The sequence below is a fragment of the Pseudomonas sp. MWU12-2029 genome (assembly GCF_023242425.1).
Classification (GTDB): Bacteria; Pseudomonadota; Gammaproteobacteria; order Pseudomonadales; family Pseudomonadaceae; genus Aquipseudomonas; species Aquipseudomonas kribbensis.
Window position 1 is genome coordinate 40571 of record NZ_JALJDY010000012.1, and the last position, 16397, is coordinate 56967.

Here is a 16397-nt window from a genome sequence, read left to right on the forward strand (position 1 = left end):
ATATCAGTCGAATGTTGATGTCTTGGATCTTTTTGGCCGGGGAGAAAGGGTAGGAATGGCTTCAGGCATGCTTCATTGTGCTTTGGCTGATGATCAGGATTTCTCGGTTGGCAAAGCGATTCGCTTTTCAGCGTTTGGCCTGATATTGCCCGATAAAAGAGACGGAGCCCCAGCGGGCTACTCTTATCTGACCCATGCTTTCATTTCCGAGACCTCTAGCGATCGAAGCTCGGAAAGATACTTGTCAGTGGCAGAAATCAACCAACTTCTCTCAGGCAAACAACAAATCCCCTGCAAAGTCGTCGTCACCGCTTACGGCTACAAACCCTACTACTCAAACACCATGAACCTCCCGGTCGCAGACCTGCTGCGCGAAGTCAACAAACCCTGAACTCAGCGCCAATCGGGGGGATCAAGCAAATCCCCCTGCATCTACCCCCAGTTCCCCACGCAAAAACTCCACCAACCCTCGCTGCAACCCGCTCAACACCCCCTCGCGGCTGACCAGCGCCAGCTCCGTCGGCGGCAGCGGCGGCAAGTCTGTGCACACCCGATGCTCCGGCAATACCGCTGATGCCGGCAGTACTGAAACCCCGAGCCCGGAAGCCACCGCCGCTTGAATGCCGGTCAGGCTGTGGCTGCCGAACGCCACGCGCCAAGGGCGTTGCGCCACGTCGAGCAGGCGGATCGCCCGTTGCCGGTACAGGCAGCCTTGGGGAAACAGCGCCAGCGGCAGTACGCCACCGGATGAATCGAACTCCGCACCCTTGACCCAAACCAGTCGTTCCGGCCATGTGGCCCAAGCGGGGCCGCTGTCGGGTTCGCGTTTGATAAGGGCAATGTCGATTTCGCCGCTGTCGAGGCGTTGTCGCAGATCGAGGCTCATGCCGCTGATGGTTTCCAGTCGCGCTTGCGGATGACTGCGGGTGAAGCCGGCGAGGATCAGCGCCATGCGCCGGGCGTCGAAGTCTTCCGGCATGCCGATGCGCAGGATTTCCAGATCCAGATCGCTGGCCAGGGCTTCGCTGGCCTCGGCCGACAAGGCCAGCAAACGGCGCGCGTAATGAATCAGCAGTTCGCCGTGTTCGGTGACGCTGACGTTCAGCCCGGTGCGGTCGCGTAACAGCAGGGCATGGCCGACCAGGTCTTCGAGTTTTCGTACCTGTTGGCTGACCGTGGATTGGGTGCGATGGACGCGTTCGGCGGCGCGGGTGAAGCTGCCTTCATCGACCACGCAAACGAAGGTTTTCAGCAATTCCAGATCCAGCATGGCAGCAGTCTCGATATTTGTTTGGCAACTTACGGTTGGCTATTTATTTAATTTCAAACTATCACCCCGAATTCATAAGCTGAAGCCCTCACTTGCAGAGGAATGCTCCCATGACGTTGATCAACACACCGCGCCCGCAATGGCTGACCTTCGATTGCTACGGCACCTTGATTCAATGGGACGAAGGCCTGCGCGCCGTGGCCGGGCGGATCCTGAGCGAGAAGGGCGAACACCGGGTCGATGCCGGGCGCCTGATCGAGGTCTACGACCGCCACGAACATCGTCTGGAGCAGACGCCGCCACACCGCTCGTTCCGCGAGTTGAGTACCCTCGGCCTGCAACTGGCCCTGGAGGAACTGGGGCTGGCGAGTGCCAGCCAAGACAGCCAGCGCCTGGCCGCCGCGATTCCGCAGATGCCGCCGTTTCCCGAAGTCGTCGACACCCTCGCGCAGCTCAAGGCTAGGGGTTTCAAGCTGTGCATTGTCTCCAACACCGATGACGACATCATCGCCGGCAATGTCGCTCAACTGGGCGGCCATATTGACCGTGTGATCACCGCGCAACAGGCCGGCGCCTATAAGCCGGCGCCCCGGCTGTTCGACTACGCTCATGAGCAATTGGGCGTCAGCCGCGAGCAGGTGGTGCACATCTGCGCCAGCCCTATGCTCGATCACACGGCAGCCCGCGACATGCATTTTCGCTGCGTATGGATCGACCGCGGGACCGGTCGTCAGTTGCTGCCGGACTATCGGCCCGACGCGATCCTCAACACGCTGGACGAAGTGTTGCCGCTGTTCTCGTCCCTCGGCTGGTAATGAACCTCGCCCGTCATCAAGGAGTTTCGCCATGGCCCATACCCTGACCGGCAGCGCCCGAGCTGCACGGTTCACCTCAATGAACCTCGACAGCGAAGCCATCATCACCGCCCGCCAGGAGCTGGCGGCGTGCTTTCAACTGGCGGCGCTGCACGGTTTGGAAGAGGGCATCTGCAATCACTTTTCGGCGATGTTGCCGGGGCACGATGACCTGTTTCTGGTCAACCCGTACGGCTATGCGTTTTCCGAAGTCACGGCGCATAACCTGCTGGTCTGCGATTTTGAAGGGAATGTGGTGGACGGCGAGGGCCAGCCAGAGGCTACGGCGTTTTACATTCATGCGCGCCTGCATCAGCGGTTACCGCGAGTCAAAGTCGCGTTCCACACGCATATGCCGAACGCGACGGCGTTGTGCCTGCTGGAGGGGCCGCCGCTGTTGTGGCTGAGCCAGACCGCACTGAAGTTCTACGGTCGCACGACCGTGGACGAGCATTACAACGGGCTGGCGCTGGACGAACGTGAAGGTGACCGCATCGCCGGGGTCATGGGCGACGCCGACATTCTGTTCCTGAAGAATCACGGCGTGATCGTCGCCGCCCCGACCATCGCCGAGGCCTGGGACGATCTGTATTACCTGGAGCGTGCCGCCCAGGTGCAGCTATTGGCGATGGCCACGCAACGGGTACTGAAACCGGTGCCGCACGCGGTTGCGCAACGGGCGTACGAGCAGATGCGCGAAGGCGATCCCGAAAGTGCGCGGGCGCATCTGCACAGTGCAATGCGGCGGTTGTCGAGCCGGGGGTGAAGGCGAGGAAAACGGGCAGGCAAAAATAAATCGTCTCGCAGGTCATCCATTTCCACTGCGCGCCGATATCAACGGGGTCGGGATTGTCTCGGTGGCACTTGGTTGCCCCCTACAACCCGGTGGGCTACGCTCACAAAAAACAAGGGTTTCGGGCCTTTGCCCCTGTCGTACCTGCCCAGGACACGCTTTTGCCTATCCCCATTCACGATCCGCATCAGGCCCCCGGCGGCACTCTCAAGCGTTTGCCCCTGCGCAAGGCGGCGGTGCTGTTCATCGTTGCCGTGTGTCTGTGCCTGTCCGGTCTGCTGTATTTGCAGATCGAACAGTCACGTCGGCAGGATCTGGCGAATGCGCAGATGGCCTCGGCCAACCTGACCCGGGCAATGGCGCAGCAGGCCGAAGACACTTTTCTGGCCGCTGATCTGGTGATGACCAGCCTGGTCGACTGGATTCAGGAAGACGGCTATGGCGCGGCGCAGAGACCGAGGCTGCAAAGGACTTTCGCGCGCCGGGTGCAGCAGCTGGAGCAGTTGCACGGCATGTTTCTGTTCGATCGCGAAGGGCAGTGGGTGATCACCTCATTTCCTGATCTGCCACGCGGCAACGGTGTGGCGGATCGCGAGTACTTCAAATATCACCAGCAGAACGTGTCTTCCGTGGCGCACATCGGCCCGGCGATCCGCAGTCGCGAAAACGGTGAGTGGATCATCCCGATTTCCAAGCGAGTGAACGACCACGCCGGCAATTTTCAGGGCGTGCTGATGGCCGGCATCAAGATGTCGTACTTCGACAAGTTCTTCAAAAGCTTCAGCCTGGACGACAACGGCACCATGTTCCTCGGCCTGACCGACGGCACCTTGCTTGCGCGCCGGCCGTTCGACGAGTCCTTGATCGGCACCTCGCTGGCCAAGGGCGAGATTTATCAGACGTTGCTCCCCAACGCCTCGGCCGGCACGGCAATGATCGATTCGGTGGTCGACGGGGTCACGCGTCTTTACGGCTATCGGCAGCTCGACAGCTATCCGCTGGTGGTGTCTGCCTCTTCATCCCGGGACACGATTCTCAAGGGCTGGCATGACCGTGCCTTTCAGTCCAGCGTGATCGTGGCGCTGGTGATGCTCGGTGTGGGGCTGTTTGGCTGGGTGTTCATCCATCAGGTGCGCGACGGCGAGCGGATCGAGAAAAACCTGATCAAGGCCCAGCGGGCGCTGGAGCTGATTGCCACCCACGACAGCCTGACCGGGCTGGCCAACCGGCGCCTGTTCGAGCAGTCTCTGGAGATTGAGTTCGCCCGGGGCGCCCGGCAGTCGAGCCCGGTCAGCCTGATCATGCTCGATATCGACTTCTTCAAACGCTACAACGATGCCTACGGCCATGTGGCCGGCGACCATTGCCTGACCCAGGTTGCCCAAGTGGTGAAGAACTGCTGCCAGCGCAAATCCGATCTGGCGGTGCGCTACGGCGGCGAAGAGTTCGCGGTGTTGTTGCCGGACACCGACATCAACGGCGCGCTGGCGATTGCCGGGCAGATTCGCCGCAGCGTCATGGACAAACACATCACCCACAGCGGCTCGCCCACCGGTTATCTCACCGTGAGCCTGGGCTGCTATTCGTTCATTCCGCTGGGCAACGACAGCCCGGAACTGTTCATCCAGCGCGCCGATGCGGCGCTGTATCAGGCCAAGAACGCGGGCCGTAACCGTGCGGCCGTGTTGTCCATGGACGGCGGCATTGGTGAGTTGATGCGTTCGGATCGCTGACGGAAAAATGATTCAGACACAGGCCATGATGCGTTCACCATGGCCTGTTCTTGTTCGTTCAGCCGCCGGTACCGGCTCCGGAACCACCCGTTCCGCCACCCGCTGCGCCCGTTCCACCACCCGCGCCCGAACCTGAGCCGCTGGCGCTGCCGTTGGTTCCGGTACCTGTTTTCATCCCGTCGGAAGGGCCGTCGTTAGGTCGGTTAGTGGTGTTGTCCGGCGGCATGCTCGTTCCGCCGTTGGCGCCGGACTGGGTGCCCGACGTGTTGGCACCGTCATTGGCGGCAAAACTGGCGGCGGACGCTGTGGCCAACAAACCGGCCAGCAGCATCGAGGTCAATGTGCGCGTCTTCATGGTACGTCTCCAGAAAGGGGATTTACCTGATATTGGTCTGAAGCGCGCATCGCTTGGTGCCGACCGGGTGACCAGCGGTACTCAGAAATCCACGGTCGCCGAAACCTTCAACGTGCGCGGTGCGCCCTGGGTCAGGTAGCCGCCATTGGCCGAGGCCCAATAGGCTTCGTTGGCGACGTTTTCCAGATTGGCGCGCAGGGTGATCTGCTTTTCATCGAGTTTGAAGGCGTAGCGCGAGCCGAGATCGAATCGGTTCCACGACGGGATGCTTTGGGTGTTGGCCGCGTTCAGGTACTGGCCGCCGGTGCGCAACATGCGGGCGCTGAGGGCTGCGCCTTCGAGTCCTGGAATGTCCCAGTCGGCGCCGATGTTGAACTGGAAGCGCGGCACGCCGATGGCGCGGTTGCCGTCGTTGACGCCGTTGCTGCTGCCGTCGAGTTCGGTCTTCATCACGGTCGCGCCACTGAGCAGGCGCAGGCCGTCGACGGGTTCACCGTAGACGTTGAGTTCGACGCCCTTGTTGGTCTGCTGGCCGTCGACCCGGAAGATCCCGTCCTGGGTGTAGCTCGACGGTTGCTCGATGCGGTAGACACCGAGGCTGGCGCCATAGCTGCCCATGTCCAGCCGCACGCCGGCCTCGACCTGTTTGCTGCGCACCGGGGCGAAGGTTTCGTCGCGGTTGATTGCGCTGGTCGGCGGCGTCGGGCCCTTGGCCAGGCCTTCGATGCGGTTGGCGTAGAACGACACGTGTTCCCACGGCTTGATCACCAGACCGTAGACCGGAGTGGTGATCGATTCGTCGTAACTCGAAGTGCGTGCCCCGGTGGCCGTGGCCCAGCCATCGACCTTCATTTGCTGGCGGCGCAGACCGAGGGTCAGCAGCACGCGATCATCGAGGAAACCGAGGGTGTCGGAAATCGCTTCGCTGCGCAGGGTGTTCTTGCCGACGACGCGCGGATCATTGATGTCTCCGGCGAACGAGGTGGCCGGCGGGCGCGGCTTGTCGGTGACGTTGTACAGATTGGTGGAGTAGCGCGAGGCGTTGCCGATGGTTTCGAACGCCGAGCGTTGCTCGCCCCAGATGCCCGCCCAGCCGACATTCAACTGATGGCTGACGGGGCCGGTGTCGAAATGACCGTTGAGGCCGGCCATTGCACTTTGGTTGTCCTCGTCGTGGGGCGGATAAAGCATGCCGCCACGGGCGTTGCCGTTGAGGTCGGTGACGGTCAGCGACGAGTACACGCCGTTTTCCCGGGTGTGCTTGGCGCCACCGGACACGTAGGCGGTCCAGTTATCGTTGAGGTCATATTCGGCGCGGGCCATGCCGAAGGTGTCCTCGAGCTGCGAGTAGCTCCAGCTCTGGGCGTAGCTGGCATTGGCGTGCGGCACCTTGGGGGCTTTGCTCAGGCTTGAGTCGACGTAGATCACCGAGCGGCCCTGATTGATCACCTGCTTCTGATAGCCGAAATCGGTGGAGACCCGCAGGCGCTCGCCGCGATAGTCGAGGCCGACGCTGAACAGCGACGAGCGCTGGTCTTCTTCATCGACTGCGGTGTCGCCTTCGCGCTGCATCAGGTTGACCCGCGCACCGAAGCGGTTGTCTTCGCCAAAACGCTGGCCGAGGTCCAGATGCGTGCCGACCCGGCCGTCGGCGCTGTAGTCGAGGGTGACGCTGCGGGTCGGGGTGTCCAGGGCGCGTTTCGGTTGCAGGTTGATCCCGCCGCCGATGCCGCTGCCGCTCGGGGTGACGCCGTTGACGAAGGCATTCGGGCCCTTGAACAGCTCGACGCGATCCAGCGCTTCGGTGGCGATGATCTGCCGGGGCAGCACGCCGTACAGGCCGTTATAGGAAATGTCATCGGAGGCCAGCGGCAGACCCCGGATCATGAACATCTGCGAGAAGTTGCCGAAGCCGTTGGACTGGCGCACCGAGGCGTCGTTAAGCAACACATCGCCAATGGTTTGCGCTTGCTGATCGGCCATGGTCTTGGCGGTGTAGCTGGTGACGCTGAAGGGCAGGTCGTTGACCGCCTGATTGCCGAGCATGCCGACCTGCGCGCGGCGGGCGACCTGTTCGCCGCCGTAGGTGTCGTCGCTGTTGTCGTGCAGGGCGCTGACGGTGGTGGCGCCCAGTTCCAGCGCGCCGTCCGCCGCGACTTTCGGCGCCACGGTGTAGCCGTTGTCACCGGTGCTGATCAGTTCGAAACCGCTGCCTTCCAGCAGCCGGGCAAAACCGCTTTGCGCGGTGTAATTGCCTTGCAGGCCCGGGCTCTGACGATTGCCCAATTGCGCCGGGTCGAACGACAGCGGCACGCCGACGCTGACCGCAAACTGCGCCAGCACATGGCTGAGCAAGCCCGGGCCGATGTTGACGTTCTGGCTGGCACTTTCGCTGATGCTGTCAGCGGCGTGGCCGACAGTCGGCAACAGTGCGCCGAAAGCCAGGGCCAGGCTCAGGGCCTTGAATGGAAAAGTGGCGGGGCGGGACGAGGGCAATGCGGTCATTCGGCGATCCTGTCGGGCGCGTGGAATTGAAAGGTCTATCCACTCACCGGACGAGGCGCGAAAAGGTATCAGTGAACATTGAAATTATTTTCCGATGGCTCAGACGCGAGGCTCCACCGACAGCCAATAGCGGGTCAGGCTGTTGATATTCAGCGGCAGGGTGTCGCTCAGCAGACGCAGGCTGGCTTCGGTGTCGCGCAGGGAAAACGCCCCGGACACGCGCATCGCCGCGACGTCCGGATGACAGCGCAAGACGCCCCGACGATAGCGACTCAGTTCGCCGAGCAATTCGTCCAGACGCATGTTGCTGGCCAGCAGCATGCCCTTGTCCCAGGCCAGGCTGGCGGTGTCGAAGGTTTCGGCGCTGTCGAAGCCGTTCAGTTTGAAGCGCTGGCGCTCGCCGGCCTTGATGATCGCGTTTTGCTTGAGCAATTCGGGGGTGATTTGCACCTGCCCCTCCAGCACCGACACCAGGCTGCGCGAACCCTCGGTGCGAACGCAGAACCGCGTGCCGAGCGCGCGGGCGAGGCCTTGTGGGGTTTCGACAATGAACGGGCGGGCGGCAGCATCGCTGGCGGTATTGATCAGCACCTCGCCGTTGAGCAGCAGCACCCGGCGCTCGACCGGGCTGTAAGCGATGTTCACCGCGCTGTCGGTGTTGAGCAGCAACTGGGTGCCGTCCGGCAGTTGCAGGTTCTTCTGCTCGCCGACGGCGGTGCGCTGGTCGGCGGTCCATTGCTGCCACGGCACATGTTGCGAGGCCATGCCCAACGGCCCGGCCATCAACAGCAGGCCGAGGCGGGTGAGGGTCTGGCGACGGCTGAGACCTTCCTTGCGCGAAGCCCGTTGCAGGGTCTGGATCGCGACGTTGGCCGGCACGCTGCGCAAATCACCGAGCAAGGCTTCGGCCCGTTGCCAGGCGATCGCGTGTTCGGCGCTGCGGCTGCGCCATTGGGCGATGGCCTGATGATCGGACGGCGAAGCGGTGCCCGAATGCAGCTGCACCAGCCAGTCGGCGGCTTCACCAAGAATCTGCGGATTGATCATCGACGAACTCATCAGGCGACACTCAAGCAGGCAATGAACGCGGCGCGCATGTGGCGTTTGACGGTAATCAGCGAAACGTTCAGGCGCGTGGCGATCTGCGCGTAGGTCAGGCCTTCGATCTGCGACAACAGGAAAGTGTCGCGGGTCTGCGCCGGCAACTCGCGCAGCAACGCTTCGATGCGCCACAGGGTTTCGAGAATCAGGTAGCGGGTTTCCGGCGACGGCACCTCGGCGGCGGGCAGGCTGGCGATGGTTTCCAGGTAGGCGCGCTCGATGTCCTGACGCCGCCAGCGGTCGATCACCAGACCTTTGGCGATGTGCGTCAGCAGTGCCCGGGGTTCGCTGCCCAGCGGTTTGACCACCTGACGGCTGAGCAGACGCAAAAACGTATCGTGCGCCAGGTCGGCCGCATCGCAGCGATTGCCCAGCTTGCGCTGCAACCAGCCCTGCAGCCACCCGTGGTGTTCGCTGTAGAGCGTCTGGACTTGCTGATTCAATGGCGGATCGAAAGACGACATGGGCGGCAGATACTCGTTGCGGGCATCCGATGCCTGGCTGCAATTAGAGTGCAATTAAGAATGGATCGCATTCTAGTGGCGCGGAACGAGCGCTGGCAATTGCCCTGTTGCACTTTCTTTTCTGGCGCCAGAAAGGAGTGGCCTACCCGTCTTCCGGGAGATTGGCTATTTGTTTGGTCCGGTCCCGGGACTAACGTAGCCACACATTCACTCGCCCCGGAGAACCACCATGAAACCTCGTGCCGATTTCTACACCGCTTCCCCAGATGCCCTGAAAGCGATGATCGCCCTGGAAACCGCCGTCTCGAAACTGCCGCTGGAAAAGACCCTGATCGAACTGGTGAAACTGCGCGCTTCGCAAATCAACGGCTGTGCGTTCTGCATCGACATGCACACCGCTGACGCGATCAAGGGTGGCGAAACCCCACGCCGGCTGTTCGCCGTGACGGCCTGGCGCGAGGCGCCGTTCTTCACCGACCGCGAGCGCGCCGCGCTGCTGTGGACCGAGTCCCTGACCCAACTGAGCCTGACCCACGCCCCGGACGAAGATTACGATGCGGTCGCCGCTCACTTCTCGGCCAAGGAAATGGTCGACCTGACCGTGGCGATCAGCACCATCAACAGCTGGAACCGTCTGGCCGTGGGCTTTCGCAAAACCCCACAAGCCTGATCGGTCAATGTGCATCGGCACTCGGCGCGGCCGGTGGTTGCACCTTGCGCATCAAGGGCACCATCGCCGTGGCGATCACGAAGCACACCATGATCATCAGGAACGTATCGCCGTAGGTCTGGGTCTGCGCCTCGCGGTAGGTCAGCAGCCATAACTGATGCAGGCCGGCGGTGATGCCCACGTCACCGCTCTGACCCAGTGCGGCGAAGTTGCCGCCGACCTGGGCCAGCCACTGATTCAAGGCTTCGTTGCTGCTGTTCAGATGCTCGGCCAACCGGGTGAAGTGCAGGTTGGTGCGGTCGTTGAGAATGGTCGCGCACGCGGCGATCCCGATTGCACCGCCCAGGTTGCGCATCAGGTTGAACAGGCCCGAGGCGTGCTTCAATCGCGCCGGGGCCAGACCGCCAAGGGTCAACGTCACCGCTGGCGGCACCGCCAGTTGCTGGGCAATCCCGCGCAGGGCTTGCGGTAGCATCAACTGCCCGGCACCCCAATCGTGGGTGATCGGACTGAATTCCCACATCGACAAAGCGAACAACGCCAGGCCCGCCATCATGATCCAGCGCAGGTCGATGCGATTGGCCAGAAAGGCGTACAGCGGAATCGCCATGATCTGGAACACCCCGGTGGAAAAAACCGCCAGGCCAATGTCCAGCGCACCGTAGCCGCGCACCCGGCCGAGAAACAACGGCGTCAGGTAAATCGTCGCGAACAGGCCGATGCCGGTGACAAAGGAAAAGAAACAGCCGAGGGCGAAATTGCGATCCTTGAGGGCGCGCAGGTCGACGATCGGATTGGCCACGTGCAGCGTGCGGCCGACGAACGCCACGCCAGCCAGGGCGCTGATCCACGCGGTGGTCAGGATGGTCTGGTCGCTGAACCAGTTCCAGCGCGGGCCTTCTTCGAGGGTGTATTCCAGGCAGCCGAGAAACAGCGCCAGAAACACCATGCTCAGATAGTCCGCGCCTTTGAGCAGCGACAGTTCCGGCTGGTCGATCTTGACCAGCATCGGCACCGCCACGGCGACGAAAATCCCCGGCACCAGGTTGATGTAGAACAGCCAGTGCCAGGACGAAACATCGGTGATCCAGCCACCGATCACCGGGCCCAGTGTCGGCGCCAGCGAAGCCACGGCGCCGATGGTGGCGGCAGCAATCACCCGTTGCTTACCGGTGAAGAAAAAGAACGCCGTGGTGAACACCAGCGGAATCATCGAGCCGCCCAGAAACCCTTGCAGCGCCCGAAAGGCAATCATGCTCTGGATGTTCCAGGCCGCGCCACACAACAGGCTGGCAAGGGTGAAACCAACCGCAGAGGCGCAGAACAACCAGCGCGTGGAGAACACTCGCGACAGCCAGCCCGACAGCGGGATCACGATGATCTCGGCGATCAGGTAACTGGTCTGCACCCACGCCGTTTCATCGGTGCCGGCGGACAACCCGCCGCCGATATCCCGCAGCGAGGCCGAGACGATCTGAATGTCCAGCAGCGCGATGAACATGCCGATGCACATGGTGGCGAAGGCGAACACTTTGGTCGCCGTCGCCATCTCGGCGGCATTGAACGGCTGCGCAGGGACGGCGAGGGCGCGGCTCATGGCGCGCTGGCCACGGCGGTGGTTTCAGGCTGGGCGCGGGTGTCGACTTCAGCGGTCACTGACAGGCCCGGGCGTAGGTGGCCGAGCACACTGTCGGCGGGGTCAAGCAGGATCCGCACCGGCACCCGCTGGACGATTTTGGTGAAGTTGCCCGTGGCGTTTTCCGGCGGCAGCACGCTGAACTGCGAACCGGTGGCCGGGGCGAGGCTGTCGAGGCGGCCATGGAATTCCTGGCCGGACAGCACGTCGGCGCGGATGCTTACGCGCTGGCCCGGTTTCATCCGCGCCAGTTGGTCTTCCTTGAAATTGGCATCGACCCACAGACCGCTGGCCGGCACCACCGACAACTGTTGCGAACCGGCCTGGGCATAAGCGCCGACCCGCGCGCGGCGGTTGCCGATCACACCGTCGACCGGGGCGCGCAGCTCGGTGTAGCCGAGGTTGAGTTGCGCCAGATCCCGTTCGGCCCGGGCTTGCTGGAGGGCGGCGCGGGCCTGTTGTTTCTGGGTTTCGATCACCGAGAGCTGGCGTTGCGCAGCGAGCAGTTCGGCCTGGGCCTTGGCGCTCAGGGCTTGGGCAGTCTTGAAGGTGGCGTCGGCCCGTTGTGCGGCTTCCACCGAAACCGCATTGGTGGTGACCAGGCGTTTGTAGCGCGCGTTGTCGTCCCGGGAACGGGCGGTTTCGGCGCCGGCGGCATCGATGCCGGCGCGGGCCTGACCGATCACTGCTTGCTGCAATTGTTCGGTGGCATCGAGGTTGGCCAGCAGTGCTTCTTCAGCGGCGACCGCACCTTCGGCCTTGGCCAGATTGGCGCGATAGTCCCGGGCGTCGAGGCGGATCAGCACGTCGCCGGCCTTCACGGACTGGTTGTCGCTGACCAGCACCTCTTCGATGTAACCGGCGACTTTCGGACCGATGACCGTGACGTCGCCGCCGATGTAGGCATCGTCGGTTTCTTCGAGAAAGCGTCCGGCGCCCCACCAATGCACGGCATACAGCCCGGCGAGCACCAGCGCGGTCAGCCCCGCAGTGGGCAACAGCAGGCGTTTGAGCAGGGGAGGTTTGGGAGCGCTGACCGGAACGGCGAGGTCGGGTTCAACGGTGGGCATGCTGGTCATGGCGTAATACCTGCGAAGCGAGGGTGTTATTACGGCTATAATATGACGCGAGTAATATTTTGTGGCAATTGATTTTTATCGCCAGTCGTCAGTTGCTTACCTGAGCCAGGTGCCGGGTGTGCTGCCGGTCATGGATTTGAAGAACGCAATGAATGCGCTGTCGCTGGCGAAGCCCAGTTCAAATGCGCAATAGCCGAGGTTGCGCCCGGTGGCGAGCAATTCCATGGCACGCATCATTCGCCACTGCTGGCGCCATTGTTGATAGCTCATGCCGGTTTCGCGCTGGAAGATCCGGCCGATGGTGCGGCTGCTGGCGCCGATCTGTTGCTCGAGCACTTGCAGTTCCGGGGGGAGTTTTTCGGGTGTGGCAAGAAGCGGCGCCAGACGTTTGTCCCGGGGCAGAGGCAGGAGCATCGGTTGCTGCGCCGCCTCGCGGATTTCACTCAGGCACAGCCCCAGCAGATGGACGAATTTGCCCTGCTGCCAATCGGTATCGAAATCGGCAATCGCCATTGGCTCCAGCACAGAGCGCAGCAGCGGGCTGACCTCGATCACGCAAACCTGTTGCGGCAGCTTGCGGCACAACTCGGGTGTCAGGTAGATGGAGCGGTAATCGACGCTTTGCTGCATCACCGCCCGATGCGTGACGCCACCGGGAATCCACGCCGCCCGCGATGGCGGCAGCAGACACAATTGCTGCGCCAGGGTGATGCGGGTGCAGCCCTGTCGGGTGTAGAGCAGTTGCCCGCGCTGATGCCGATGCAGGCCGGAGTCGTGATCGCCAAGGGTGGAAGCGATGCCGACTACCGGCGCCGGGAAGCGATCCGGGTCAAAACGGTCGTGGGCTTCGAGCCAGGCCATGGGTTGTCCGATTTCAACGATAAATTGTCAGGGTTCGGATAATACGCCAGCTACGGCTTTTTAAACTCCTCGGCGTTTTTGTTGAGGAGTCATGGTGATGAACCATAGAAAGTTTTTGGTGTTGGCGATTGCGCTGCTGATGTTTCCGCAGATCGCCCAGACGTTGTTCAGCCCGGCGCTGGGGGATATCGGCCGTGCGTTCGATGTTGGTCCGCAAGTGGCGGCGCAGACATTGTCGGTGTACTTCCTGGCGTTTGCCTTCGGCGTGGTGACGTGGGGCCGGGTATGTGACCGGATTGGCCGACGGCCTTCGATGCTCGCCGGTCTGGCGATTTATGCACTTGCCTGCGCATTGGGCTTGAGCGTTCGCAGCTTCAACGGCTTGTTGATGGCCCAGGCACTGGCGGCATTCGGCGCTGCTGTTGGCTCGGTGGTGACACAGACTTTATTGCGCGATCGTTTTCGCGGGACCGAACTGGCCCAGGTGTTTTCTCTGGTGGGCATGGCGCTGGCGGCCAGCCCGGCCATCGGTCTGTTCAGCGGGGCGAGTCTGGTTCAAGGCTTCGGCTATCGTGGCGTGCTCGTTGCGTTGTTGCTGCTGGCGTCGATCTTGTGGATCTGGAGTTGGCGCAACCTGCCGGAAACCCGTCCGTCGCAACTCACCTCCGTCGGCCTGTTCGCAACCATGGGCGACATGTTGCGCGATCCCGGCATCTGGCGTTCGGCGCTGTGGATCGCATCGTTCAACGTCGCGTTGTTCAGCTATTACAGCCTCGGACCTTTCCGGTTCGAACGTCTCGGCCTGAGCGGCGAGTGGTTCGGCTACAGCGGCGTGATGCTCGCATTGGCCTCAGGGTTTGGAGCATGGCTTAACAAAAAATTGCTGCAAACCGGTTGCCGTCCACTGCAGTTGATTCGCCTGGCTGCGCTGACCGGTTTGCTCGGTGGCATCGGCGTGTGGCTGCTGGAAGCGCACGTCTGGTTCGTGCTGCCGATGCTCCTTGTGGTACTGGCGTTCGGCATGGCAATCCCGAATATCCTCGGTGCAGCCTTGCGCAATTACACGGATCGTTTGGGCACCGCCGGTGCATTGCTGGGGCTGTTTTATTACCTGCTGATCGGGGCGGGATTGATGTTGGCGGCGTGGTCTCAGGCCCTCGGGGAAACCCTGATGATCTGCAACTTGCTGGCGTTATCGCTGGCGATCCGCGCTAAAAACGCATTTGTTTAAGAAATGTAAGCGATGTAGGAAGCGTCTTGCATTTGTGTAGGAAGGCTCTGACTATCACTGCAATTGATGGGATGGCATTAAGCCATTTGATTGCAAGGATGTTGAGTGCCGTATTCGATTCGCGCTGTTTCTCGTCGTAGTTATCTGCCTCGTCCGCTGTTGTCGGCCTTGTTGTTGAGTGTGTGTGCGCCCAGCCTTTTCGCCGCCGAACTGTCGAATCCAGGCCAGGAAGTGCTGCGCCAGCAGCAACAGCAACAGCGCGACCTGCAACAACTGCAGCTTGAACAGCGCAAGCGGCAATTGGAGCGCGGCGCGTTCGGCCCGACGCCTGCCACCCCGGCCATTCCCGATTCGATCAAACCCGACGAACGCTGCTGGCCCCTGAGCGGCACGCGCATCGGCGGGGTCACGCTGATCGATAAGGACAAGCTCAACGCCCGGATCAAACCGCTGCTGGCGCCGTGCATGGGTGTCGGCCAGATCAACCATCTGCTGGCGACCATCACTGCGCTCTACGTGGAGAAGGGCTACATCGCCAGCCGGCCGTACCTGAGCAGTGCGCCGGCAGCGGGGCAGTCGCTGGATATCCTGATCGACGAAGGCTACATCGAGTCCATCGAACTGGCCGACCAGAGCCTGCCGGTATCTCTCGGTGGCGCATTCCCTGGCATGCTCGGCAAACCGTTGAACCTGCGGGATCTGGAGCAGGGGCTGGATCAGTTGAACCGTCTGCGCTCCCTCGATCTGACCGCCGACATCGCCCCCGGCAGCCAGCCCGGCGCCTCAAAGATCATCTTGCGCTCGCGTACTTCCGGGCAGTCACGCTGGGCCCTCGGCGCCGGTTTCGACAACCTCGGCAGCGCCAGCACCGGGCGCGACCGCAACACGCTGAGCCTGAGCCTCGACAGCCCGCTCGAACTCAACGACCTGTTGAGCGTGAGTGCCAGCGACACCCTCAACCAAGGCGACCGCTACAACCGTAACGCCAGCCTCTATTACGCAATTCCTTATGGCTACTGGACATTCAGTACGTTTGCCAGCCACGCCGAATACCGTGCGCCGTTCAAACTGCCGGGCACGACGCTGTACAGCACCGGCATCACCGATCAACTCAGCCTGCGCGCCGACCGCGTGTTGTGGCGCGACCAGAGCCATCAGCTCAGTGCCAACCTGCAACTGGCGCACAAGGATGTCGACAGCTATCTGGAAAACGTTCGCCTTGGCATCCAGAGCCCGACCCTGACCGTGGCCGAGGCCGGGCTCAATCTGTTCTGGCTCGACCGCGCAGTGTGGAACCTCGACTTCAACTACGCCCAGGGCCTGCGCTGGCTGGGTGCTGACGACGATGCAGATCACCAGGTCAGGAACCTGCCCAAGGCACAGTTTCGCAAGTACCGCGCCGGCCTCAGCCAATGGCGCAACGGCCAGTTCGGCGCGCAAGCCTGGCAATGGCAGAGCCAACTGAACGTGCAGTACAGCCCGGATCCGCTGCCGGCCATCGAACAACTGCTCGGCACCGACGATTCCGCCGTGCGCGGTTACCGGGTCAGCAGCGCGTCCGGCGCCAGCGGCGCGATCTGGCGCAACACTCTGCGCCTGCCGCTGCGCACCGATTTGCCGGTGCAGCTCACCCCGCGTGTCGGCCTCGACCACGGCTGGATCAAGGCCGATCACGGCGCTCCGCTTCAACGCCTGAGCGGCGCCAGCATCGGCCTCAATCTGGGCTGGAAAAACCTGCAGGTGGATGTCGATTACCAACGCAGCCTGAACACCCCGACCGGCCTGCACCGCGAGCCTGAAACCTGGCTGATGCGAGTCGGAATACAGATATGAACGTCAGTGAAC

General features: G+C 62.5%; 15 protein-coding genes. 7 read left to right on the forward strand and 8 right to left on the reverse strand.

The features are described 5' to 3' along the window. The first annotated feature begins 55 nt into the window (after window positions 1–55). Window positions 56–391, forward strand: coding sequence for a hypothetical protein (locus tag M5B44_RS25645; protein ID WP_248740950.1), 336 nt, complete (start codon window positions 56–58; stop codon window positions 389–391). A 21-nt stretch (window positions 392–412) separates the two neighbouring features. Here M5B44_RS25645 and M5B44_RS25650 read toward each other — a convergent pair whose 3' ends face one another. Next, on the reverse strand, window positions 413–1270 hold the full coding sequence (locus M5B44_RS25650) for a LysR substrate-binding domain-containing protein (protein WP_248740951.1): 858 nt from the start codon (window positions 1268–1270) through the stop codon (window positions 413–415). 110 nt (window positions 1271–1380) lie between these two features. Between M5B44_RS25650 and M5B44_RS25655 the strand changes: the two genes are divergently transcribed. The 3 genes from M5B44_RS25655 (at window position 1381) to M5B44_RS25665 (ending at window position 4650) form a co-directional block, all read left to right on the forward strand. After that, the gene (locus tag M5B44_RS25655; RefSeq protein ID WP_248740952.1) at window positions 1381–2085 is read left to right on the forward strand and encodes a haloacid dehalogenase type II; all 705 of its coding nucleotides are present in this window, start codon (window positions 1381–1383) and stop codon (window positions 2083–2085) included. A 31-nt stretch (window positions 2086–2116) separates the two neighbouring features. Further along, on the forward strand, window positions 2117–2890 hold the full coding sequence (locus M5B44_RS25660) for an aldolase (protein ID WP_248740953.1): 774 nt from the start codon (window positions 2117–2119) through the stop codon (window positions 2888–2890). Between the two features lie 188 nt (window positions 2891–3078). Then, entirely contained in the window at window positions 3079–4650 is a 1572-nt protein-coding gene (locus tag M5B44_RS25665) for a diguanylate cyclase (protein ID WP_248740954.1), read from the forward strand. A 58-nt stretch (window positions 4651–4708) separates the two neighbouring features. On the opposite strand, the gene M5B44_RS25670 is transcribed toward M5B44_RS25665, so the two are convergent. The 4 genes from M5B44_RS25670 to M5B44_RS25685 form a co-directional block, all read right to left on the reverse strand. Further along, a complete protein-coding gene (locus M5B44_RS25670; RefSeq protein ID WP_134827502.1) occupies window positions 4709–5005 on the reverse strand; it encodes a hypothetical protein in 297 nt (98 codons plus the stop codon). 81 nt (window positions 5006–5086) lie between these two features. After that, window positions 5087–7510 carry a TonB-dependent receptor gene (locus M5B44_RS25675; protein WP_248740955.1) on the reverse strand — a complete coding sequence of 808 codons (2424 nt, stop codon included), beginning with the start codon at window positions 7508–7510 and terminating at the stop codon, window positions 5087–5089. 99 nt (window positions 7511–7609) lie between these two features. Next, complete coding sequence (locus M5B44_RS25680; protein ID WP_248740956.1) at window positions 7610–8569, reverse strand: FecR domain-containing protein; 960 nt, start codon at window positions 8567–8569, stop codon at window positions 7610–7612. Beyond that, entirely contained in the window at window positions 8569–9075 is a 507-nt protein-coding gene (locus tag M5B44_RS25685) for a sigma-70 family RNA polymerase sigma factor (protein WP_192552064.1), read from the reverse strand. Before M5B44_RS25685 ends, M5B44_RS25680 begins: the two co-directional genes overlap by 1 nt. 229 nt (window positions 9076–9304) lie before the next feature. Between M5B44_RS25685 and M5B44_RS25690 the strand changes: the two genes are divergently transcribed. Further along, on the forward strand, window positions 9305–9745 hold the full coding sequence (locus M5B44_RS25690) for a carboxymuconolactone decarboxylase family protein (RefSeq protein ID WP_248740957.1): 441 nt from the start codon (window positions 9305–9307) through the stop codon (window positions 9743–9745). A 4-nt stretch (window positions 9746–9749) separates the two neighbouring features. Here M5B44_RS25690 and M5B44_RS25695 read toward each other — a convergent pair whose 3' ends face one another. The 3 genes from M5B44_RS25695 to M5B44_RS25705 all read right to left on the reverse strand — a co-directional run bounded on the left by M5B44_RS25695 (window position 9750) and on the right by M5B44_RS25705 (window position 13321). Continuing rightward, window positions 9750–11342, reverse strand: a complete 1593-nt coding sequence (locus M5B44_RS25695) for a DHA2 family efflux MFS transporter permease subunit (protein WP_248740958.1) — start codon at window positions 11340–11342, stop codon at window positions 9750–9752. After that, window positions 11339–12460, reverse strand: coding sequence for an HlyD family secretion protein (locus M5B44_RS25700; RefSeq protein WP_248740959.1), 1122 nt, complete (start codon window positions 12458–12460; stop codon window positions 11339–11341). Before M5B44_RS25700 ends, M5B44_RS25695 begins: the two co-directional genes overlap by 4 nt. A gap of 96 nt (window positions 12461–12556) precedes the next feature. After that, on the reverse strand, window positions 12557–13321 hold the full coding sequence (locus tag M5B44_RS25705) for an AraC family transcriptional regulator (protein ID WP_248740960.1): 765 nt from the start codon (window positions 13319–13321) through the stop codon (window positions 12557–12559). Window positions 13322–13418: 97 nt separating this feature from the next. Here M5B44_RS25705 and M5B44_RS25710 point away from each other — a divergent pair, with 97 nt between their 5' ends. After that, window positions 13419–14552: an MFS transporter gene (locus M5B44_RS25710; protein ID WP_248740961.1), complete on the forward strand. Its 1134-nt coding sequence runs from the start codon at window positions 13419–13421 to the stop codon at window positions 14550–14552. 105 nt (window positions 14553–14657) lie between these two features. Continuing rightward, complete coding sequence (locus tag M5B44_RS25715; protein WP_248740962.1) at window positions 14658–16385, forward strand: ShlB/FhaC/HecB family hemolysin secretion/activation protein; 1728 nt, start codon at window positions 14658–14660, stop codon at window positions 16383–16385. The last annotated feature ends 12 nt before the right edge of the window (window positions 16386–16397 follow it).